Genomic DNA, 17,357 nt, shown 5'->3' with positions numbered 1-17,357 from the left:
GCCGGCGTTCGATTTTCGTACCCCGCGGAGCGTTCCCGAACCTTTCATTACCCTCCGTTCCCGAGTCACAGCCATGCAGGTTAACGGACAGCTAGCACTGACGGTTCTGATGGGGGTTTTCCTCGTCGCCGTCGCCGCGTGGCTCGCGCGGGTCGAAAACTGGCGCACCTACACCCCGCTCGCGGGGGGTGGCGGAGCGTACGGGCAGGAGGGATACACCTCCGAAGAGAAGCCATCCGGACTCATCCGGTGGCTGACCACCGTCGACCACAAAGACATCGGACTTCTGTACGGCACCTACGGACTCATCGCGTTCGCCGTCGGCGGACTGATGGTGGTGGTGATGCGAGTGGAACTGGCCGACCCCGGCATGACGCTCATCTCGAACACGTACTACAACTCGCTTCTCACCAGCCACGGAATCACGATGCTGTTCCTGTTCGGGACGCCAATCCTCGCGGCGTTCTCGAACTACCTCATCCCGCTTCTCATCGATGCCGACGACATGGCATTCCCGCGCATCAACGCCATCGCCTTCTGGCTTCTACCGCCTGGCGCGCTGCTCATCTGGGCGGGGTTCTTCCCGATTCCGGACATCATCCCCGCACAGACCGCGTGGACGATGTACACGCCGCTGTCGGCGGGCCTCGGGAACGGGAACCAGGCGAACGCGGGCGTCGACCTGATGCTCCTCGGTCTGCATCTCACCGGCGTCTCTGCGACGATGGGGGCCATCAACTTCATCGCGACCATCTTCACCGAACGCGCCGAGGAGGTCACGTGGGCGAACCTCGACATCTTCTCATGGACCATCCTCACGCAGTCGGGGCTCATCCTGTTCGCGTTCCCCCTGCTCGGGAGCGCTCTCATCATGCTCCTGTTCGACCGGAACCTCGGAACGGCGTTCTTCGTCAACGGCGGTGACCCCATCCTCTGGCAGCATCTGTTCTGGTTCTTCGGCCACCCCGAAGTGTACATCCTCGTGCTGCCGCCGATGGGTATCGTCAGCTACGTCCTCCCACGGTTCTCGGGGCGCCGGCTGTTCGGGTTCAAGTTCGTCGTCTACTCGACGCTCGCCATCGGCGTGCTGTCGTTCGGCGTCTGGGCGCATCACATGTTCACGACGGGCATCGACCCGCGCCTGCGCGCCTCGTTCATGGCCATCTCGTTGGCCATCGCCATACCGAGCGCCGTCAAGACCTTTAACTGGATCACGACGATGTGGAACGGGAGAGTTCGGCTGACGACGCCGATGCTGTACTGCATCGGGTTCGTCTCGAACTTCATCATCGGCGGCGTCACGGGCGTGTTCCTCGCCTCCGTACCCATCGACCTGGTGCTGCACGACACCTACTACGTCGTGGGTCACTTCCACTACATCGTCATGGGCGCCATCGCCTTCGCCGGGTTCGCGGGGCTGTACTACTGGTTCCCGCTCTACACGGGCCGAATGTACCAGCGCACCCTCGGGAAGGCGCACTTCTGGCTCTCGATGGTCGGGACGAACGTCACGTTCTTCGCCATGATCCTGCTGGGCTACGGCGGAATGCCCCGGCGGTACGCGACGTACCTACCCCAGTTCGCCACGCTCCATCAGGTGGCGACGCTCGGTGCGGTCATCCTCCTGGCCGGCCAGATCATCTTCGTCTGGAACTTCGTCCAGTCGTGGCTCGAAGGCCCCAAGGTCGAGAACGGCGACCCGTGGAACCTCAAAGAGGACAACCTCTACACGGCCGAGTGGAACTGGTACGACCGGAAGCTCAAGACCGCCGTCGCCGACGGGGGCGAGGAGGAGGAGGAAGAGGCCCTCACCGACGGCGGACAGGCGGCCGACGCGACCGAGACGGACGACGACGCGAACTAGCGACCTCGCCTTCGCGGTCTGCGGTTTTTCTTTCGACGCGACCTGACGAGCGGCGAGCAATAGCGACGGCCGGCGACCGACAAATCGCGACCGCGAGCGCGGTCGCTCGGCGGGAGAAAGGGCGTCTCGCGAGGCGTCCGCTCAGATGGCGAGAAGGACGCCCGTGAGGGCCATCAGCACCGCCACGGCGGCGAGCAGGAGGCCGAGTAAGTCTCTGTCGGACATACGCGTCGGTTACGGTCGCACGCCCAAAGAGTCGTCGGTGCGCGTCTTCGGGAGTCGCCGTCGCTCGGGCACGAGGGGAGAACGGAACGGCTAACTCACCGGCCGCCCGAACCCGAACGTGAGCGACTCCGCAGTCGAGGACGCCGACGCGAACGCCGAATCGGGACTCCGCGGTCCGCGGATGGTCGGTATCCTCTACGTCACTCTCGTCGCCGTCGCCGGCGCGGCCGGCCTCCTCGTCGGCGTCTTCGTCGACGGCCTGCGCGCCCCCCGATTCCTGTTTCTCGTCCCCTTCCCGCCGACGCCGCTCGGATTCGGCGCCTACGGAGCGCTGACCATCGCGCTCGTATTGGGGCTTCCGTTGGTGCTCGTCGTCTACGTCTCTCGGAACCTCGACGACGAGGCGGTATAGCCGGCCCCGCACAATACCGACGGTGGTCGCACGACCGGCGACGAGAACTCGTTCTCCGTGCGTGCGAGCGTCGAACACCGCCGCCGTCCCCCAAAAGACTAAGCTCCGCGACGCGGCATTTGTTACTATGTATCACGTGGTAGTCGGCGTCGACGAAGAGGAGGAACACGCCCGCCGGTGCGTCGAAGAGGTGGTGAACCTGCCGGGCGAGTCGAGCGAGAAGCGGGTGACGCTCGTCCACAGTTTCGTCGACAACCCCAGCGGCGCGTCGGCGACGCAGGTCCACTCGGTCCGAGAGGCGTCCGAGATGCTCGAAGCTGCCGGTATCGAGTACGAAGTGGAGGAGTCCAGCGGCGACCCCGCCGACGTCATCGTCTCGACCGCCGACGACGTCGACGCCGACCTCGTCATCGTGGGCGGGCGGAAGCGTTCGCCCGCCGGGAAGGCGCTATTCGGCAGCGTCACGCAGTCGGTCATCCTCGGCGCGGCCCGACCGGTGATGGTCACCGGCGTCGCGAACTGAACGTCGAAAGAAGGGTTCCCGCCGTCGGTCCGGCTACGCCGACTCCCCGTAGATGGTCGCGAACAGCGTCGCCAACTCCGTCGGCCGTTTTCTCCCGGTTTCCAGCGCCTCCAGCGTCCCGTCTTGGAAACACAGCACCGCGGGCGCGGCGCCGACGTCGAACTCGCGGCGGAACGCGCCAGCCTCGTCGCCGTCCACGCCGACGACGGCGACGCCGTCGGGCACGGCGGCAAGGATATCGTCTATCTCCCGCTTCATCGCCTCGCAGGGGTCGCAGTGGTGCTTCCAGACGGTCACCACCGCGTCCGGATGCTCGTCGAGGAACGCCTCGTAGGCGTCGTCCTCGACCGCTTCGATGGCCTCCGGGACGGGCGTGTCCGGGCCGATTCTGACGAGCAGTTCCGCCATCATCGCGTGCTCTGCGGTATCGAGCGGTTCGTCCGCGAACGACCGGACCGCGAGGTAGGCGACCACGTCCTCGGTGGTCACCTCGCCGGCGTCGAGAAGGTCGAACGCCTCGCTCCGGTCGACGCCGAACAGGTCCGCGACGGTGTCGGCCACCCCCTCCCGACCCATGTAGTCGTACGTGTCCCGGTAGATTCGCCGGTCGTTCTCGAAGGCGGCCGTCGTCGAGAGGGCGCCGTCGTCGTCTTCGGTCACGGCGCCGAGTTCGATGAGTCTGTCCAGCGCCGCCTCGGGGTCCGCGCGGCCGTTCGCGGGTGCGTCTGCGGACACCGTCACACCCCCAGATACCGCTCGCGCGTCGCCTCGTCGGCGCGGAGTTCGTCGGCGGTGCCGTCGAAGACGATGCCGCCTTGGTCGATGACGTAGGCGCGGTCGGCGAGTTTGATGGCCGCCGCGGCGTTCTGTTCGACGAGGAGGATGGTCGTCCCGTCCTCGCTTATCTGACGGACCGCCTCCTCCACGTCCTCGATTATCTTCGGCGCGAGCCCCTCGTACGGTTCGTCGAGGAGGAGCAGGTCGGTGCTCTGCTTCAACGCGCGCGCGATGGCGAGCATCTGCTGTTCGCCGCCCGAGAGCGTCCCCGCCCGTTGGCTCCGTCGCTCGTCGAGGCGGGGGAACTGCGCGTACACGTCCTCGGTGGACATCCCCTCGTGGTCGAACGAGAGCGACCGCCCCCACGTGTTGGATTTGTTCCGCACGACCTCCGCGAGGTGGAGGTTCTCCGCGACCGTGAGGTTCGGGAAGATGCGTCGCTCCTCGGGGACGAGCGAGATGCCGCCCGCCGAGACGTCCTCCGCGGGCGTCCCGGTGATGTCGCGTCCCTTGAACGTGACCGTGCCGTCGCGGACCTCCGGCGGCGTCGCGCCGGCGATAGAGCGGAGCGTCGTCGTCTTGCCCGCGCCGTTGCGGCCGAGCAGCGCGCATATCTCGCCCTCCTCGACGGACATCGTCACGTCGCGGAGGATGTGGCTCTCGCCGTAGTAGGCGTCGACGTTCGAGAGATCCAGTAAACTCACAGCTCGACACCTCCGAGATAGGCCTCCTGAACGTCCGGATTCCCCCGAATCTCGTCGGGGGTTCCCTCGGCGATGACGCGTCCCCGGTTGAGCACGACGATGCGGTCGGAGACGCTGAAGACGATCTCCATGTCGTGTTCGACGAGGACGAAGGTGAGCCCGAGTTCCTCTTTGACCTCCTCGATGAGGTCGACCGTCGCCTGCGTCTCCTCGGGGGACATCCCCGCCGTGGGTTCGTCCATCAGGAGGAGGTCGGGTTCGGCCGCCAGCGCGATGCCGATTTCGAGGCGGCGCTTGTCGCCGTACGGCAGGTCGGCCGCCGTCGTCCCCGCGCGCGAGAGCAGGCCGACGGATTCGAGGGTGTTCTCGGCGAGTTCGTGGACGCTCGTGAGCTTGTCGCGGTGGGTGAGGAAGTTGAAGCCGAATTCGCCGTTCTCCGCGGCGAGCGCGGCTATCTCCGCGTTCTCCATCACCGTGAGGTCCGGGAAGATGGAGGCGGTCTGGAACGACTTCGAGATGCCGCGCTGGACCACCTGGTGCGGTTTCAGATTCACGATGGAGTCGCCCTTGAACACGATGTCGCCGGCCGTCGGGTCGAGGCGACGCGTGATGAGGTTGATGAGTGTCGACTTGCCCGCGCCGTTGGGGCCGATGACGGAGACGCGTTCGCCCCGCTTGACGTCGATACTCACGTCGTCGGTGGCGACGAGGCCGCCGAACTCCTTGACGAGGCCGCGCGTCTCCAGGAGCGACGGGGCGTCCGACCGCGACTCGGAACCGGAACTCATCGGCGGTCACCCCCGACGCGGTCCCAGACGAACTCGCGGACGTCCGAAATCGCCCCCCAGATGCCGCGGGGGGCGACCCAGATGACGACGACGAACACGAGGCCCAACAGGAGGTGCCAGTACGTCCCGAAGTCGTTGACGAGGACGATGTCGGTGAAGGGAACCGTCAGTTGTTGGACGCCGCTGACGATGTTCTCGACGTAGAGGTAGAGACCCGCGCCGATGATCGGACCGAACAGCGAGGCGGTGCCGCCGAGCACGGACATGATGACGATTTCGCCCGACTCCGTCCAGTACAGCGACTGGAGCGGGACGTACGAGCCGTGGATGGTGAACAGGCTGCCCGCGACGCCGGCGAACGCCCCGGAGATGATGAACGCCATCAGCTTGTACCGCCAGACGTTGAGGCCGACGAACTCCGCGCGCTGTTCGTTCTCTCGGATGGCGCGGAACACCATCCCGTACGGCGAGTTGAGGATGCGGTAGGCCGCCGCGACGGCGAGGACGGCGAAGACGCCGACGAACAGGTAGAGCCACGTGCCGAGCAGTTCGCCCGCGAACGTCGGGAGGTCGGATTCGAGGTGGAACAGCCCGAACAGCGGCGTCACGGTGATGCCGGTCAGGCCGTTCTCCCCGCCGGTGAGGAACGCCAGCGGCGCGGCGGACATGTAGTAGAGCATCTGCGCGAACGCCAGCGTGAGGATGCTGAAGTAGATGCCGCCGCGACGCAGCGACAGGAAGCCGAGCAGCCACGCCAAGAGGACGGCGAACAGCGTCCCCGAGACGACCATCACGATGGGGTCGGCGGAGACGTTGTTGGCGACGACGCCGGCCGCGTACGCCGCGCCGCCCCAGAACGCCGCGTGGCCGAACGACAGCAGACCGGTGTAGCCCAAGAGGAGGTCGAAGCCGACGGCGAAGATGCCCCAGATGAGGATGAGCGTCGCCAGCGACTGGTAGCCGAGCAGGACGTCGCTGACGACGGGCGCGCGCGCGAACAGCCACGGGAACAGCGCCACGGCGATGGCGGTGAGACCGACCACCGTCGCCTCGCGTTCGCGTATCCGCTCCCACCGCGAGACGAGGCTCTCGTCGGCGACGACGGTGCCGCCGTCGCTCGTCGTGTTGGGGTCGCTCACGGCGCCACCTCCTCGTCGCCGAGGATGCCCTGCGGTCGGACGAGCAGGATGATCGCCGCGATGGCGTACAGCCCCACCTGCGCCCACGGCGAGAAGTTCAGCGTGAACGATCCGATGGTCAGCGCGGGGAGGCCGATGAGCGCCGCCTGCGTCAGCCCGATGACGAGGCCGCCGACCACCGCGCCCGCGATGGTGCCGACGCCGCCGATGACGACGGTGAGGAACGCGGGCACGAGGATGTCCATTCCGACGGTCGGGTTGACGACGTTCAGCGGGCCGCCGACGACGCCCGCGACGCCCGCGAGGGCGGCGCCGATGCCGAAGACAACGAGGTACGGCCGCGATATCTTGATGCCGAGGAGGCGGACCATCTCGGCGTCGCGCGTCCCCGCGCGGACGACGAGGCCGAAGTCGGTGTGCTCGACGAGCAGGTAGACGAGGCCCACGAGGACGGCGGTGATACCGATGACCCACAGCCGCCAGCGCGGGAACTGCCCGACGATGGGCAGCGTCATCGGACCGGAGACGGGGATGACCGAGAGGATGTACTCGGGTTGGTTGAACGGGAGGCTGTTGCTGCCGAACAGGACGCGGAACAGCTCCTGGACGACGATGGCCAACCCGAAGGTGACCAGAATCTGGTCGGTGTCGGGTCGGTCGTAGAACGACCGCGCGAGCAGTCGTTCCATCAGGAGGCCGATGGCGAATACCAGCATCGGAACCAGTATCAACGCCGCGAGGAAGCCCCAGCCGAGACCGATGTCGGCGTAGCCCCACTCCTGGAGTTTCCCCGAGGAGAGGGTGACGTCGAGGGCGATGAATAGCCCGGCGTACGTCCCGATGAGGTAGAGCGCACCGTGCGCGAAGTTGACGAACTTCAGCGTCCCGAGGATGATGGAAAGGCCGACGGCGAGGAGCACGTAGATGGCCCCCTGCTGAAGCCCGTTCAGCAGGATGACCATCAGTTCCGAGAGGATGCTCACGGCCGCGCCCCCGCCGCCGCAACCGGCCGACGTGTCGCTAGAGTTGTGATGTGTGATGTCATGGCAGTATCGGATTCGAATTTCGGTCTAAAGATTATGAAGGTATCGTTACGAGCGAAGGTAACTACTTCGCGGGCCCGAGTTCGCACTCCGCGGCGGGGCCTTCGTCGCAGGCGTAGCCGAGTTCGTCCCGGCTGGTAATGTTGACTATCTTGAAGTACTGGCCCTGAGACTGTTCAGACGCCGACAGCCCCTGCACGACGGGGACGTCGCGCTGCGCCTGGTGGTCGCAGGCGCGCATCGTTTCCGACCCCATGCCGATGTTGCTGTACTCGTAGCCTTCGAGCTGTTTGATGACCTCCGGCGGGTAGAACGTCCCCGCGCGCTCGGCGGCGGCGGAGTACTGGAGCGTCTGGGCGTACGCCAACTGCGCCGGTCCGGACGGCGTCCGGTCGTACTCGTCTCGGAACGCCTGCGTGAACTGCTTGGACGGCTCGTTGTCTATCTGTGAGTCCCACGCCACGGTGCCGTAGATGCCCTCGATGGCGCCGCCGGCGGCTTCGGCCATCGGTCGGTTGTACAGCGGGACGAGAATTTCCATGTCGCTGTCGATGCCGGCGTCGATGGCCTGCTGGACGGAGTTCGCGCCGTCGAGGCCGTAGTGGTTCAGGATGAGCACGTCCGCCCCGGAGTTGGCCGCCTCCGAGAGGTACGACTGGTAGTCGCTCGTCCCGAGCGGCGTCGCCACGCTCTTGACCTGCTCCCAGCCGGCGACTTCGGTCATGAACTTCTTCATCGACGCCTGCTGGGTCTGCCCCCAACTGTAGTCGGCGTACAGTTGGTAGAACTTCAGCCCCTCGCCGTAGGCCTCTTTCACCACGGGGGCGAGCGCCTGTCCGGTCATGTAGGCGTTGAACATCTCGCGGAACCCGTAGCGCGCACAGTCCTTCCCCGTCGTGTCGTTCGAGTGGGTCAGACACGCCATGAACAAGACGTTCTCGTTCTGACAGAGCCCCTGCACCGCGATGGCCACCGCCGAGGACGACCCCCCCGAGACCATGATGGCGCCGTCGCGCTGAATCATCCGCGAAGCGGACTGTCGGGCGGTGTCTGCGTCCGTCGCCGTGTCCCCGTCCACGTAGTCTATCTGATAGCCGAGAACGCCGTCGCCCGACAGGTCGTCGAACTGGCTGTCGACCCAGCCGCCGCCCTCGTTGAGGTGCTTGACCGCCAGCTGATAGGCCCGGAGTTCGTCCTGCCCCTCGGAGGCGTACGGTCCGGACTGCGGGACGTTGAACCCGTAGGTCGCCGTGTTGCCGTCGATGGGAAAGTTTCCGAGCGCCGGGTAGTCCTCGCTGCCGCCACCACCGCCACCGTCACCACCCGACCCCTCACCGCTCCCCGTCCCGCCGTCGCCGCCACCCTGTTCTCCGCCACCGCCGGAACACCCCGCCAATCCAGCGATGCCGACCGTACTCACACCCGCCGCCTTCAACACGTCTCTCCGATTGAGAGACTTGTTATTTCGTGCCATGACTCTACGCATGGATGGTTGTTAATAATTGTTTTGTATAATGGTCCTTACCGTGTGATTATTATAATTAAAGGTGTTCGGAATATCTGGTATGATAATATTTACCAAAGAAACGTCTGGGAGGCCCTTCTAGCAGGCGAGTCGTCGTATTCACACGACGGTGTCCGTCGATTCCTGCGGTGAGGGGCGTTCGCGCCGTCGAGAACGGCACCTCGGCCGAATCACATACGCGTTACAATCCACCCACGGACGGACGCTACAACAGGGTATCGGCAGGCGTGGCTTCGACCGAACGGGCGGAACGTCCGCGGCGGCACGACAGTCACACATGCTAGCACGAGCCACGAACGTGAAGTGGACCGCCGGTGTAGCGGTGTGCATGGATCTCCGAGACGCCACGACGGACGACGCAGCGCAGATTCGGTCGGTCGCCGACCGTTCGATGGTCGCCTCCTACGGACACGCTATCGAGGAAGCGACCATCGAGGACGCGGTGGAGGAGTGGTACGACGCCGAGACGATGAACGACGCCGCCGAAGACGAGGAGGCGGTGTTCGTCGTCGCCGTCGACGACGGCGAAGTGGTCGGCTTCGTCCAAGCGTACGTATCGACGGGGCGCGTCGTCGTCGGCGAGATAGACTGGCTTCACGTCCTCCCGGAGCACCGCGGCGAGGGAGTCGGCACGCAACTGCTCAAGCGCGTCGAACAGGTGCTCAGCGACCGCGGGGTCGACCTCATCGAGGGCCGCGTGCTGACGGACAACGAGGCGGGCGCGAACTTCTACGCCGAACAGGGGTACGAGAGAGTGAGCGAACGGGCCGTCGGAATCGGCGGGGAGGAGTTCGAGGAGGTGGAGTACGTCAAGCGCCTCGGCGACACGGGGGAGGCGGCGCTCACCGAGGAACGAACCACCGAGGACGGGACCACGGTGTACGTGGCGTACGACGACGCCGTCCGCGGGTCCAGAGCGCCGTTCTACGCCGTCTACATGGACGCGGAGCGCTCGGAGCGCTACGGGTGGATGTGCGGACAGGACGAGAGCTTCGACCTGGCGATGGACACGATGGAGCGCATCGAATGTAACAGCTGTCGAAACCGCCGGAAGGCGGCCCGGTGGGACGCCGCGTACCTCTAGCCCTGCCCGACCATCCGGTCTTCGTCCGCCCACTCCTCCTCGCGGAGTTCGTACTTCTGTATCTTCCCGGTGGCCGTCTTCGGTAGTTCGGCGACGAACGCGATCTCCTTCGGCACCTTGTACGTCGCGATGCGTTCGCGCGTGAACTCGATGAGTTCCTCGGCGGTCACGCCCGGGTTCGCCGCGTCGCCGCTGGCCGGCACCACGAACGCCTTCGGCGACTCGCCCCACTCCTCGGAGGGCATCGGAATCACGGCCACGTCGCCGACCGCCTCGTGGTCGAACAGGGTGTCCTCCAACTCGATGCTGGAGATGTTCTCGCCGCCCGAGATGATGATGTCCTTCTTGCGGTCCTGGATGGTGACGAAGCCGTTCTCGTCGACGACGGCCAGGTCGCCCATGTGGTAGTACCCCTCCAGGCGGTCGGTGAACGCCTCTTCTGTCTCCTCTGGCTTGTTCCAGTAGCGGTCCATCACCTGGTTGCCGCGCACCACTATCTCGCCGACCGTCTGCCCGTCCGGCGTCACGTCCTCGCCGTCCTCGTCGACGACGCGCACGTCCGTGCCGAGGTAGCCGATGCCCTGCTGTTTCTTCACGGCGAAGCGGTCGTCGCTGTCGTCCTCGAAGAAGCGGCGCGCGTCGGAGGTGGTGATGAGGGGTCCGGTCTCCGTCGCCCCGTAGACGTGCATCAGATACCAGCCGAACTCGTCCTCGACGGTGCGGATGGTCGCCTCGGGCGGGGCCGCCCCCGCCGTGGCCGCGCGGACGGGCGCCTCGCCCGCCGTCTCGACGCCGTCCTGCCTATCGTAGTAGTCCATCAGCATGTTGAGCACCGTCGGCGCGGCGCACAGGTACGAGACGTCCTCCTCGCCGATGGCGTCGAATATCCACTCGGCGTCGACGCCGCGGGTACAGACGTGCTTCGCGCCCGCGCCCGTGACGGCGTAGAGATGCCCCCAGCCGTTGACGTGGAACATCGGAAGCGTCCACAGGTAGACGTCGTCGTCGGAGATGTTCTGGTGGACGGAGACCAGATAGGCGTGCAGCGTCTCCGTTCTGTGGGTCCGGCAGACGCCCTTCGGGTCGCCCGTCGTCCCCGAGGTGTAGTTGATGGTTATCAGGTCCTCCTCGGCCATCTCCGGGCGGTCGTACTCCGTCGACTCGGCGACGAGTTCATCGAACGAGAGCCACTCGCCCTCGACCTTCTCGGGGTCGTTCGTGATGAACGTCTCCGTCGGCACGTCCTCGCGCACCGCCTCTATCTTCCCGGCGTACGCGTGGTCGGCGTACACGGCTTTCACCCCGGCGTCGTTCAGGATGTACTCGTAGTCCGCGGGGACGAGTCGGTAGTTCAGCGGCGTGTGCACCGCCCCGAGTTGCATCGCCCCGTAGGCCGCCTCCAGATGGTAGTGCGTGTTCGGGTCCAGCACGGCCACCCTGTCGCCCTTCACGACGCCGCGCGCCGCGAGGGCCGCCGAGTACCCGTCGGCGCGTTCGCCGAGTTCCTCGTACGTGTACCGCTCACCGGTCGTCGCCACGACGGCCTCTCGGTCGCCGTAGTGCCGCCGCGCACGGTCCAAAAAGTCCGTGACGAGCAGTGGTTTCTCCATTGCGTCTGTAGGTCATCAACGTCAATGATAAAATACGCGGGTCGACGCGAATCTCCCGACCGCTCCCGAGCGGTACCGACCGTTCGGGTCACGTCTATTCTCCTGGTGATATGTCCGAAGTAAGTAACTTCACGCGGCGCGTCGTACGGGGTCTCGATGGCGCTCTCAGAGTACGCCGGCCAGTCACCGCGGAAGAACGAGGAGGCGACGGTGGTCCGCGTCGTCCCGCACCGACTGTGGCGTCCGGGACGGACGCGGACCGAACCGTGCGCGAACTGCGGTGACGAGATGGTCCTCTCGGAGGAACACCTCCTCGTGGTCGTCGACGAGGGCGGGAAGCGGACCCGCCGCTACTTTCGCGAGGAGTCCTGCGTCCGCGAGTGGCTCGGGGAAGGGTGAGCGAAGCGGAAGGGTAGCCGCGGCGCCGACCGCTTCAGTCCTGGCTGACCTTCGTCTGAATGTCTTTGACGATTTCGGGGTTACGCAGGGTGGTGGTGTCGCCGATTTCCTCCTCGTTCGCTATCTCCTCGAGGAGGCGGCGCATGATCTTCCCCGACCGCGTCTTCGGCAGTTCGGGCGTGAAGACGACCTGTTCGGGCCGGGCGATGGGACCGATGGCGTCCTCGACGCCCTCGATTATCTTCTCGCGCATCTCCTCGCTTTCCTCGTAGCCGTCTTCGAGGATGACGTAGGCGTAGACGGCCTCGCCTTTCACCTCGTGGTCGCCGCCGACGACGGCCGCCTCCGCGACGCCCTCGACGCCGACGATGGCCGACTCAATCTCCATCGTTCCTAATCGATGGCCCGAGACGTTCAGCACGTCGTCGACCCGCCCAAGGATGGTGATGTAGCCATCCTCGTCTATCTTCGCGCCGTCCTCGGGGAAGTACACCCACTCGTCGGCGTCGGGGTCGGAGTACTCCTGCCAGTACTCCGAGAGGAATCTGTCGTCGTTGTCGTACAGCGTCCGGAGCATCCCGGGCCACGGCTTGTTGACCGTGATGTAGCCCGCGCGCCCGGCCTCGACTTGCTCGCCCTCCGTGTCGACGATGCGGGCGTCGATGCCCGGAAGCGGCGGCCCGGCGGACCCGGGTTTCATCGTGCCGATGCCGGGGAGAGTGGTGACCATCATCCCGCCGGTCTCGGTCTGCCACCAGGTGTCGACGATGGGGCACTCCTCGTCCCCGATGTGCTGGTAGTACCACTTCCACGCGCGCGGGTTGATGGGTTCGCCCACCGTGCCGAGCAGTCGGAGCGACGACAGGTCGTGGTCGTCGGGGAACTGCGAGCCCCACTTCATGAACGCGCGGATGGCCGTCGGCGCGGTGTAGAACACGTCGACGGAGTACTCTTCGACCATCTCCCACAGGCGGTCGCGTTCGGGGAAGTCGGGCGTTCCCTCGTACATCACCGTCGTCGTGCCCAGCGCAAGGGGGCCGTAGACGATGTAGGAGTGACCCGTGATCCACCCGATGTCCGCCGAGCACCAGTAGGTGTCCTCTGGCTTCAGGTCGAGGACGGAGTGGGAGGTCCACGCCGTGTACGCGAGGTAGCCCGCGGTGGTGTGTTTGACGCCCTTCGGTTCGCCCGTCGTCCCCGAGGTGTACATGAGAAACAGCATGTCCTCGGCGTCGCGTTCGACGGGGTCGACCGTGTCGCCGCTGTGGTCGTCTATCAGTTCTCCCCAGTCGTGCTGGTTGCCCTTCAGGTCGTGGTCGAAGCCGTCCTCGCCGAGTCTGTCGACGACGACGGTCGCGTCGACGCCGTGGTCGACGCCTTCGAGGCCCTCGTTGGCCTTCTCCATGTGGTCGAGGGCGTCGCCGCGGCGGTAGTAGCCGTCGCAGGTGACGAGGAACCGCGAGTCCGCGGAGTTCATCCGCGTGGCGAGGGCGTCCGCGGAGAACCCGGCGAACACGACGGAGTGGGGGGCGCCGATGCGGGCGCACGCGAGCATGGCGATGGGGAGTTCCGGCACCATCGGCATGTACAGTGTCACCACGTCGTCCTCCTCGACGCCCAACTCGCGGAGCGCCGCGGCGAACTCGTTCACTTCGCGCTGGAGGTCCTCGTAGGTGTACGTGCGCGTGTCGCCGTGTTCGCCCTCCCAGTTGATGGCCGTGCGGTCCCCGTTCCCGTCCTCGACGTGTCGGTCGACGCAGTTGTACGACGCGTTCAGCGTGCCGCCCTGGAACCACTCGTAGAACGGTCCCTCGGAGTCGTCCAGCACCGTGTCGTAGTCGTCGTACCAGTCTAACATCTCGGCCGCGCGCTCCCAGCACTGCGGCCAGTTTTCCTCGAACTCCTCGTAGATGTCCGGGTCGGAGACGTTCGCCTGTTCGACGAACTCGTCAGATGGTTCGAACTCCTCCTGCTCAACTAATCGAGCCTCTAATTCTCCGTCTCCGTCTGACATAGGTCGTGCTATGCTACCGAATCCTCCATGATAAATCTATGCGAACGCACAATCGGGATAATCGGTCGACGGCGGCGGGATGACTAAGCTGTTGCGGCCGATTCGGACCGGCGAGCGACGGCGTGCGCGTTCGGTATCCGCGAGAAGGCCCGCCGGAAGTTCGGACGACGGGAGACCCGTCGAACCGCACCCCGTTCAGTCGCTGTTCGACGACGACGACGCGGACGACCCGCCGAACGGCGTCCCGCCGAGGGGCACCTTGGAGTCGGCGAACGTCCAGTTGGTCACCTCGGCGAAACTGGTGTACGCCGCCGCCAGCGACGTCACCAGCGCGAGGTAGCCGCCGACGACGTTACCCCACGAGAGACCGAGCCACGTGCCGAAGCCGACGAAGTAGAACGTCAGGGCCAGCGTGAGGAACACGAACCAGAGGGCCCAGTTCAGGTTGAACGTGCTGAACCAGAGATAGGTCGTGATGACGCCGAACCCGACGAGTACGACGCCGTTGGCGGTGGCGCTCGGGTCGAGGACGCCGTTGGCCGCGAACAGTTCGGTGAGGCCCCACCACCACCAGTACGCGCCGTACGTACAGAATCCGGTCGTCTCGAAGGTGTTGCCCGTCCGGAACGCGAGCAGTCCGGCGAACAGTTGAATCGTCCCGCCGTACGCCATCGCGAGGGGAATGAGCGTGTGGATGGCGCCCTCGGAGGTCAGCCACCCGGACTCGATGAGTCCGATGACGAACGTGGTGAGCGCGAACCCGATGAGGCCGAGGGGCGCGGGATTCGCGAGTTTGGTATCCCGCGGCATCTCAGCGGACCTCCGCGCTCGTCCGTCGCCCTCGGCCCGCCGCCGAGTCGTCTCTCCCGTCCGAGTCGGTTTCGTTCACAGACATAACGCAGAAAGGATAGGTCGAGAGCGGGGTAGCGTCCGTGGCTGTACTGGCAAGCCGTTTATTAAAGCGAGTCGACCACGGCGACGGCGATGGCCCCGTGCGCGAGTGAGACGCCGCCCATGAGGGCCAGCGAGAGGTGGTGTTCCCCCTCGGTGGAGGGAACGGTGAGTCCGGTGTGCGAGACGGTCCACCACAGGCCCGCGCCGACGAGGAGGACGGCGCCGACGGCCACGAGGAGGACGCCGACGGTCCGCATCGCCCACCGCCGAGCCGACGGGGGGCGCAACTCGTCGGGGAGCGTCTCGTACGGGTCAGTGCGCATCTCGTGGGAGACTATCCAGCCACCTACTTACGTGTGTGGGAGCGCTTCTCGAATACGAGAATCGGCCGCGGGTCAGACCACTCCCGCCGTCTCCCGGTAGCTTCCGTGCTTCGCCTCGAACACGTCCATTATCTCCCCCATCGTCGCGTACGCCTTCACCGCCTCGACGAGCGACGGCATGACGTTCTCGCCCGCTTCGACGGCCGCGCGCACGTCGTCCAACGCCGCCTCGACGGCGTCGTCGTCGCGTTCTTCCTTCACTTCGGCGAGGCGCGCCAACTGCCGCTCCTGAGTGTCCTCGTCCACGGTGAGGATGTCCGGCCGGGAGTCGCCCTCCGAGGCGTACTTGTTGACGCCGACGACGATTTCCTCCCCCTCCTCGACGCGCTCTTGGTACTCGTAGGACGCCCCCTGAATCTCGCGGTGGAAGTAGCCCTGTTCGATGCCGACGAGGACGCCGTCGCGGACGGAGCCTTCGCCCATCTCGCGTATCTCCTCGATGTACGCCATCGCCTCCTCCTCCACCTCGTCGGTCAGCGACTCCACGAAGAAACTCCCGCCGAGGGGGTCGATAACGTCCGCCGCACCGGACTCCTCGGCGATTATCTGCTGGGTCCGGAGTGCGACGCGCACCGCCTCCTCGCCGGGGAGGGCGAGCGCCTCGTCGAAACTGTTCGTGTGGAGACTCTGCGTGCCGCCGAGGACGCCCGCCAGCGCCTGAATCGTCACGCGGACGACGTTGTTCAGCGGCTGCTGCGCGGTGAGCGACTGCCCCGCCGTCTGGGTGTGGAACTTCAGCCGCTTCGATTCGTCCCGTTCGGCGTCGTACCACTCGTCCATCACGCGCGCGTAGATGCGCCTCGCGGCGCGGAACTTCGCCACCTCCTCGAAGATGGAGTTGTGCGAGTTGAAGAAGAAAGACAGCAGGGGGGCCACCTCGTCGACGTCCATCCCGCGTTCGAGTGCGTCCTCGACGTAGGCGAAGCCGTCCGCGAGGGTGAACGCGAGTTCCTGAACGGCCGTCGACCCGGCCTCCCGGATGTGGTAGCCCGACACCGAGATGGGGTGGAACTTCGGCGTCTCCTCGGCGGCGAACTCGACGGTGTCGGTCACCAACTCCAGCGACGGCCCGGGCGGGATGACCCACTCCTTCTGCGCGATGAACTCCTTGAGCATGTCGTTCTGGAGGGTGCCGCGAATCTCCTCGCGCGGGACGTCCTGCCGGTCCGCGAGGGCGACGTACATCGCGTACACCACGGGCGCGGAGGGGTTGATGGTGAAGGAGGTGGACACCTCGCCCACGTCGATGCCGTCGAACAGAATCTCCATGTCGCGCAGGGTGTCGACGGCGACGCCCTCCTTGCCAACTTCGCCGTCCGAGAGGGGGTCGTCGGAGTCTTTCCCCATCAGCGACGGCATGTCGAACGCCGTCGAGAGGCCCGTCTGGCCGTTCTCGACGAGAAAGTGGAACCGCTCGTTCGTCTCCTCGGCCGTCCCGAACCCGGCGAACTGCCGCATCGTCCACGTCCGCCCGCGGTACATCGTCGGGTACGGGCCGCGGGTGTAGGGGAACTCGCCGGGGAAGCCGAGGTCCGACTCGAAGTCGAGGTCGGCCACGTCGTCCGGCGTGTACAGGTCGTCGACTCCGAGGTTCGAGACGGTGGCGAACCGGTCTTTCCGTTCCCCGAATCGCTCCCGCGCCGGGTCGCGCGTCTCGGCCTCCCACTCCTCGCGGGCCTCGCGTATCGCCGCGAGTTCGTCCTCGTCGTACATAGCGCGGATTTTGCCGGGCAAATGATTAAGGATTCGGGTGCCGGCCGCCGGCGGGCCGCCTCGGGGCGCAGGTGGAATCGACGCGGCCGTGGCGTCGACTCAGCCGAAGTTCTCGACGCTCGCCGCGTCGAAGTCGCCGCCCGTCGCCTCGACGGCCGACTCGGCCGCCTCGACGAACGCCGCGAAGCCGTAGACGAACACCTGTTCGCCCTCGGCGTTGGTCACCGCCTCGGCGACGGCGGGACCGATGTCGCCGCCGG

The 17,357-nt window shown here is 66.1% G+C and carries 16 protein-coding genes; 5 read left to right on the top strand and 11 right to left on the bottom strand.

Translation table 11 applies throughout. The annotated features are described in order from the left end of the window. Positions 1 to 73 precede the first annotated feature (73 nt). From ctaD to C474_RS18080, 3 genes are all read left to right on the top strand, one after another. A complete protein-coding gene (ctaD, locus tag C474_RS18090; RefSeq protein WP_083862082.1) occupies positions 74 to 1,864 on the top strand; it encodes a cytochrome c oxidase subunit I in 1,791 nt (596 codons plus the stop codon). Positions 1,865 to 2,207: 343 nt separating this feature from the next. Then, positions 2,208 to 2,501, top strand: a complete 294-nt coding sequence (locus C474_RS18085) for a DUF7520 family protein (protein WP_008389406.1) — start codon at positions 2,208 to 2,210, stop codon at positions 2,499 to 2,501. A 127-nt stretch (positions 2,502 to 2,628) separates the two neighbouring features. Further along, positions 2,629 to 3,024 carry a universal stress protein gene (locus C474_RS18080; RefSeq protein ID WP_008389405.1) on the top strand — a complete coding sequence of 132 codons (396 nt, stop codon included), beginning with the start codon at positions 2,629 to 2,631 and terminating at the stop codon, positions 3,022 to 3,024. Positions 3,025 to 3,057: 33 nt separating this feature from the next. On the opposite strand, the gene C474_RS18075 is transcribed toward C474_RS18080, so the two are convergent. The 6 genes from C474_RS18075 to C474_RS18050 all read right to left on the bottom strand — a co-directional run bounded on the left by C474_RS18075 (position 3,058) and on the right by C474_RS18050 (position 8,949). Further along, on the bottom strand, positions 3,058 to 3,759 hold the full coding sequence (locus C474_RS18075; RefSeq protein ID WP_152421708.1) for a thioredoxin family protein: 702 nt from the start codon (positions 3,757 to 3,759) through the stop codon (positions 3,058 to 3,060). A 2-nt stretch (positions 3,760 to 3,761) separates the two neighbouring features. Next, positions 3,762 to 4,505 (bottom strand): ABC transporter ATP-binding protein, encoded by a 744-nt coding sequence (locus C474_RS18070; RefSeq protein ID WP_008389401.1) that lies wholly within the window; start codon positions 4,503 to 4,505, stop codon positions 3,762 to 3,764. Continuing rightward, positions 4,502 to 5,293: an ABC transporter ATP-binding protein gene (locus C474_RS18065; protein WP_008389399.1), complete on the bottom strand. Its 792-nt coding sequence runs from the start codon at positions 5,291 to 5,293 to the stop codon at positions 4,502 to 4,504. Before C474_RS18065 ends, C474_RS18070 begins: the two co-directional genes overlap by 4 nt. Next, positions 5,290 to 6,432: a branched-chain amino acid ABC transporter permease gene (locus tag C474_RS18060; protein ID WP_008389397.1), complete on the bottom strand. Its 1,143-nt coding sequence runs from the start codon at positions 6,430 to 6,432 to the stop codon at positions 5,290 to 5,292. Before C474_RS18060 ends, C474_RS18065 begins: the two co-directional genes overlap by 4 nt. Then, complete coding sequence (locus C474_RS18055; RefSeq protein ID WP_008389395.1) at positions 6,429 to 7,415, bottom strand: branched-chain amino acid ABC transporter permease; 987 nt, start codon at positions 7,413 to 7,415, stop codon at positions 6,429 to 6,431. The genes C474_RS18060 and C474_RS18055 overlap by 4 nt, the downstream gene beginning before the upstream one ends. A gap of 124 nt (positions 7,416 to 7,539) precedes the next feature. Continuing rightward, complete coding sequence (locus tag C474_RS18050; protein ID WP_083862081.1) at positions 7,540 to 8,949, bottom strand: substrate-binding protein; 1,410 nt, start codon at positions 8,947 to 8,949, stop codon at positions 7,540 to 7,542. Between the two features lie 379 nt (positions 8,950 to 9,328). Between C474_RS18050 and C474_RS18045 the strand changes: the two genes are divergently transcribed. Continuing rightward, positions 9,329 to 10,084, top strand: a complete 756-nt coding sequence (locus C474_RS18045; protein ID WP_008389387.1) for a GNAT family N-acetyltransferase — start codon at positions 9,329 to 9,331, stop codon at positions 10,082 to 10,084. On the opposite strand, the gene C474_RS18040 is transcribed toward C474_RS18045, so the two are convergent. After that, the gene (locus tag C474_RS18040) at positions 10,081 to 11,694 is read right to left on the bottom strand and encodes a long-chain-fatty-acid--CoA ligase (RefSeq protein ID WP_008389382.1); all 1,614 of its coding nucleotides are present in this window, start codon (positions 11,692 to 11,694) and stop codon (positions 10,081 to 10,083) included. The two genes, C474_RS18045 and C474_RS18040, sit on opposite strands and share 4 nt — an antisense overlap. Positions 11,695 to 11,850: 156 nt before the next feature. On the opposite strand from C474_RS18040, the gene C474_RS18035 reads away from it, so the two are divergent. Continuing rightward, positions 11,851 to 12,093: a DUF7576 family protein gene (locus C474_RS18035; RefSeq protein ID WP_008389381.1), complete on the top strand. Its 243-nt coding sequence runs from the start codon at positions 11,851 to 11,853 to the stop codon at positions 12,091 to 12,093. A 34-nt stretch (positions 12,094 to 12,127) separates the two neighbouring features. Here the strand turns inward: C474_RS18035 and acs are convergent, their stop codons facing one another. The 4 genes from acs to C474_RS18015 form a co-directional block, all read right to left on the bottom strand. Then, positions 12,128 to 14,107 (bottom strand): acetate--CoA ligase, encoded by a 1,980-nt coding sequence (gene acs, locus C474_RS18030; protein ID WP_008389380.1) that lies wholly within the window; start codon positions 14,105 to 14,107, stop codon positions 12,128 to 12,130. Positions 14,108 to 14,302: 195 nt separating this feature from the next. Next, positions 14,303 to 14,917 (bottom strand): acetate uptake transporter, encoded by a 615-nt coding sequence (locus C474_RS18025; RefSeq protein ID WP_008389379.1) that lies wholly within the window; start codon positions 14,915 to 14,917, stop codon positions 14,303 to 14,305. A gap of 146 nt (positions 14,918 to 15,063) precedes the next feature. Further along, the gene (locus tag C474_RS18020) at positions 15,064 to 15,324 is read right to left on the bottom strand and encodes a hypothetical protein (protein WP_008389378.1); all 261 of its coding nucleotides are present in this window, start codon (positions 15,322 to 15,324) and stop codon (positions 15,064 to 15,066) included. A gap of 72 nt (positions 15,325 to 15,396) precedes the next feature. Beyond that, entirely contained in the window at positions 15,397 to 17,097 is a 1,701-nt protein-coding gene (locus C474_RS18015; protein WP_008389377.1) for an acyl-CoA mutase large subunit family protein, read from the bottom strand. Between the last annotated feature and the right edge of the window lie 260 nt (positions 17,098 to 17,357).

Source organism: Halogeometricum pallidum JCM 14848 (assembly GCF_000337095.1).
In the GTDB taxonomy this organism is placed as follows: domain Archaea; phylum Halobacteriota; class Halobacteria; order Halobacteriales; family Haloferacaceae; genus Halogeometricum; species Halogeometricum pallidum.
The sequence above is the reverse complement of the archived record's forward strand: the minus strand, read 5'-3'. Positions and strand labels throughout refer to the sequence as shown.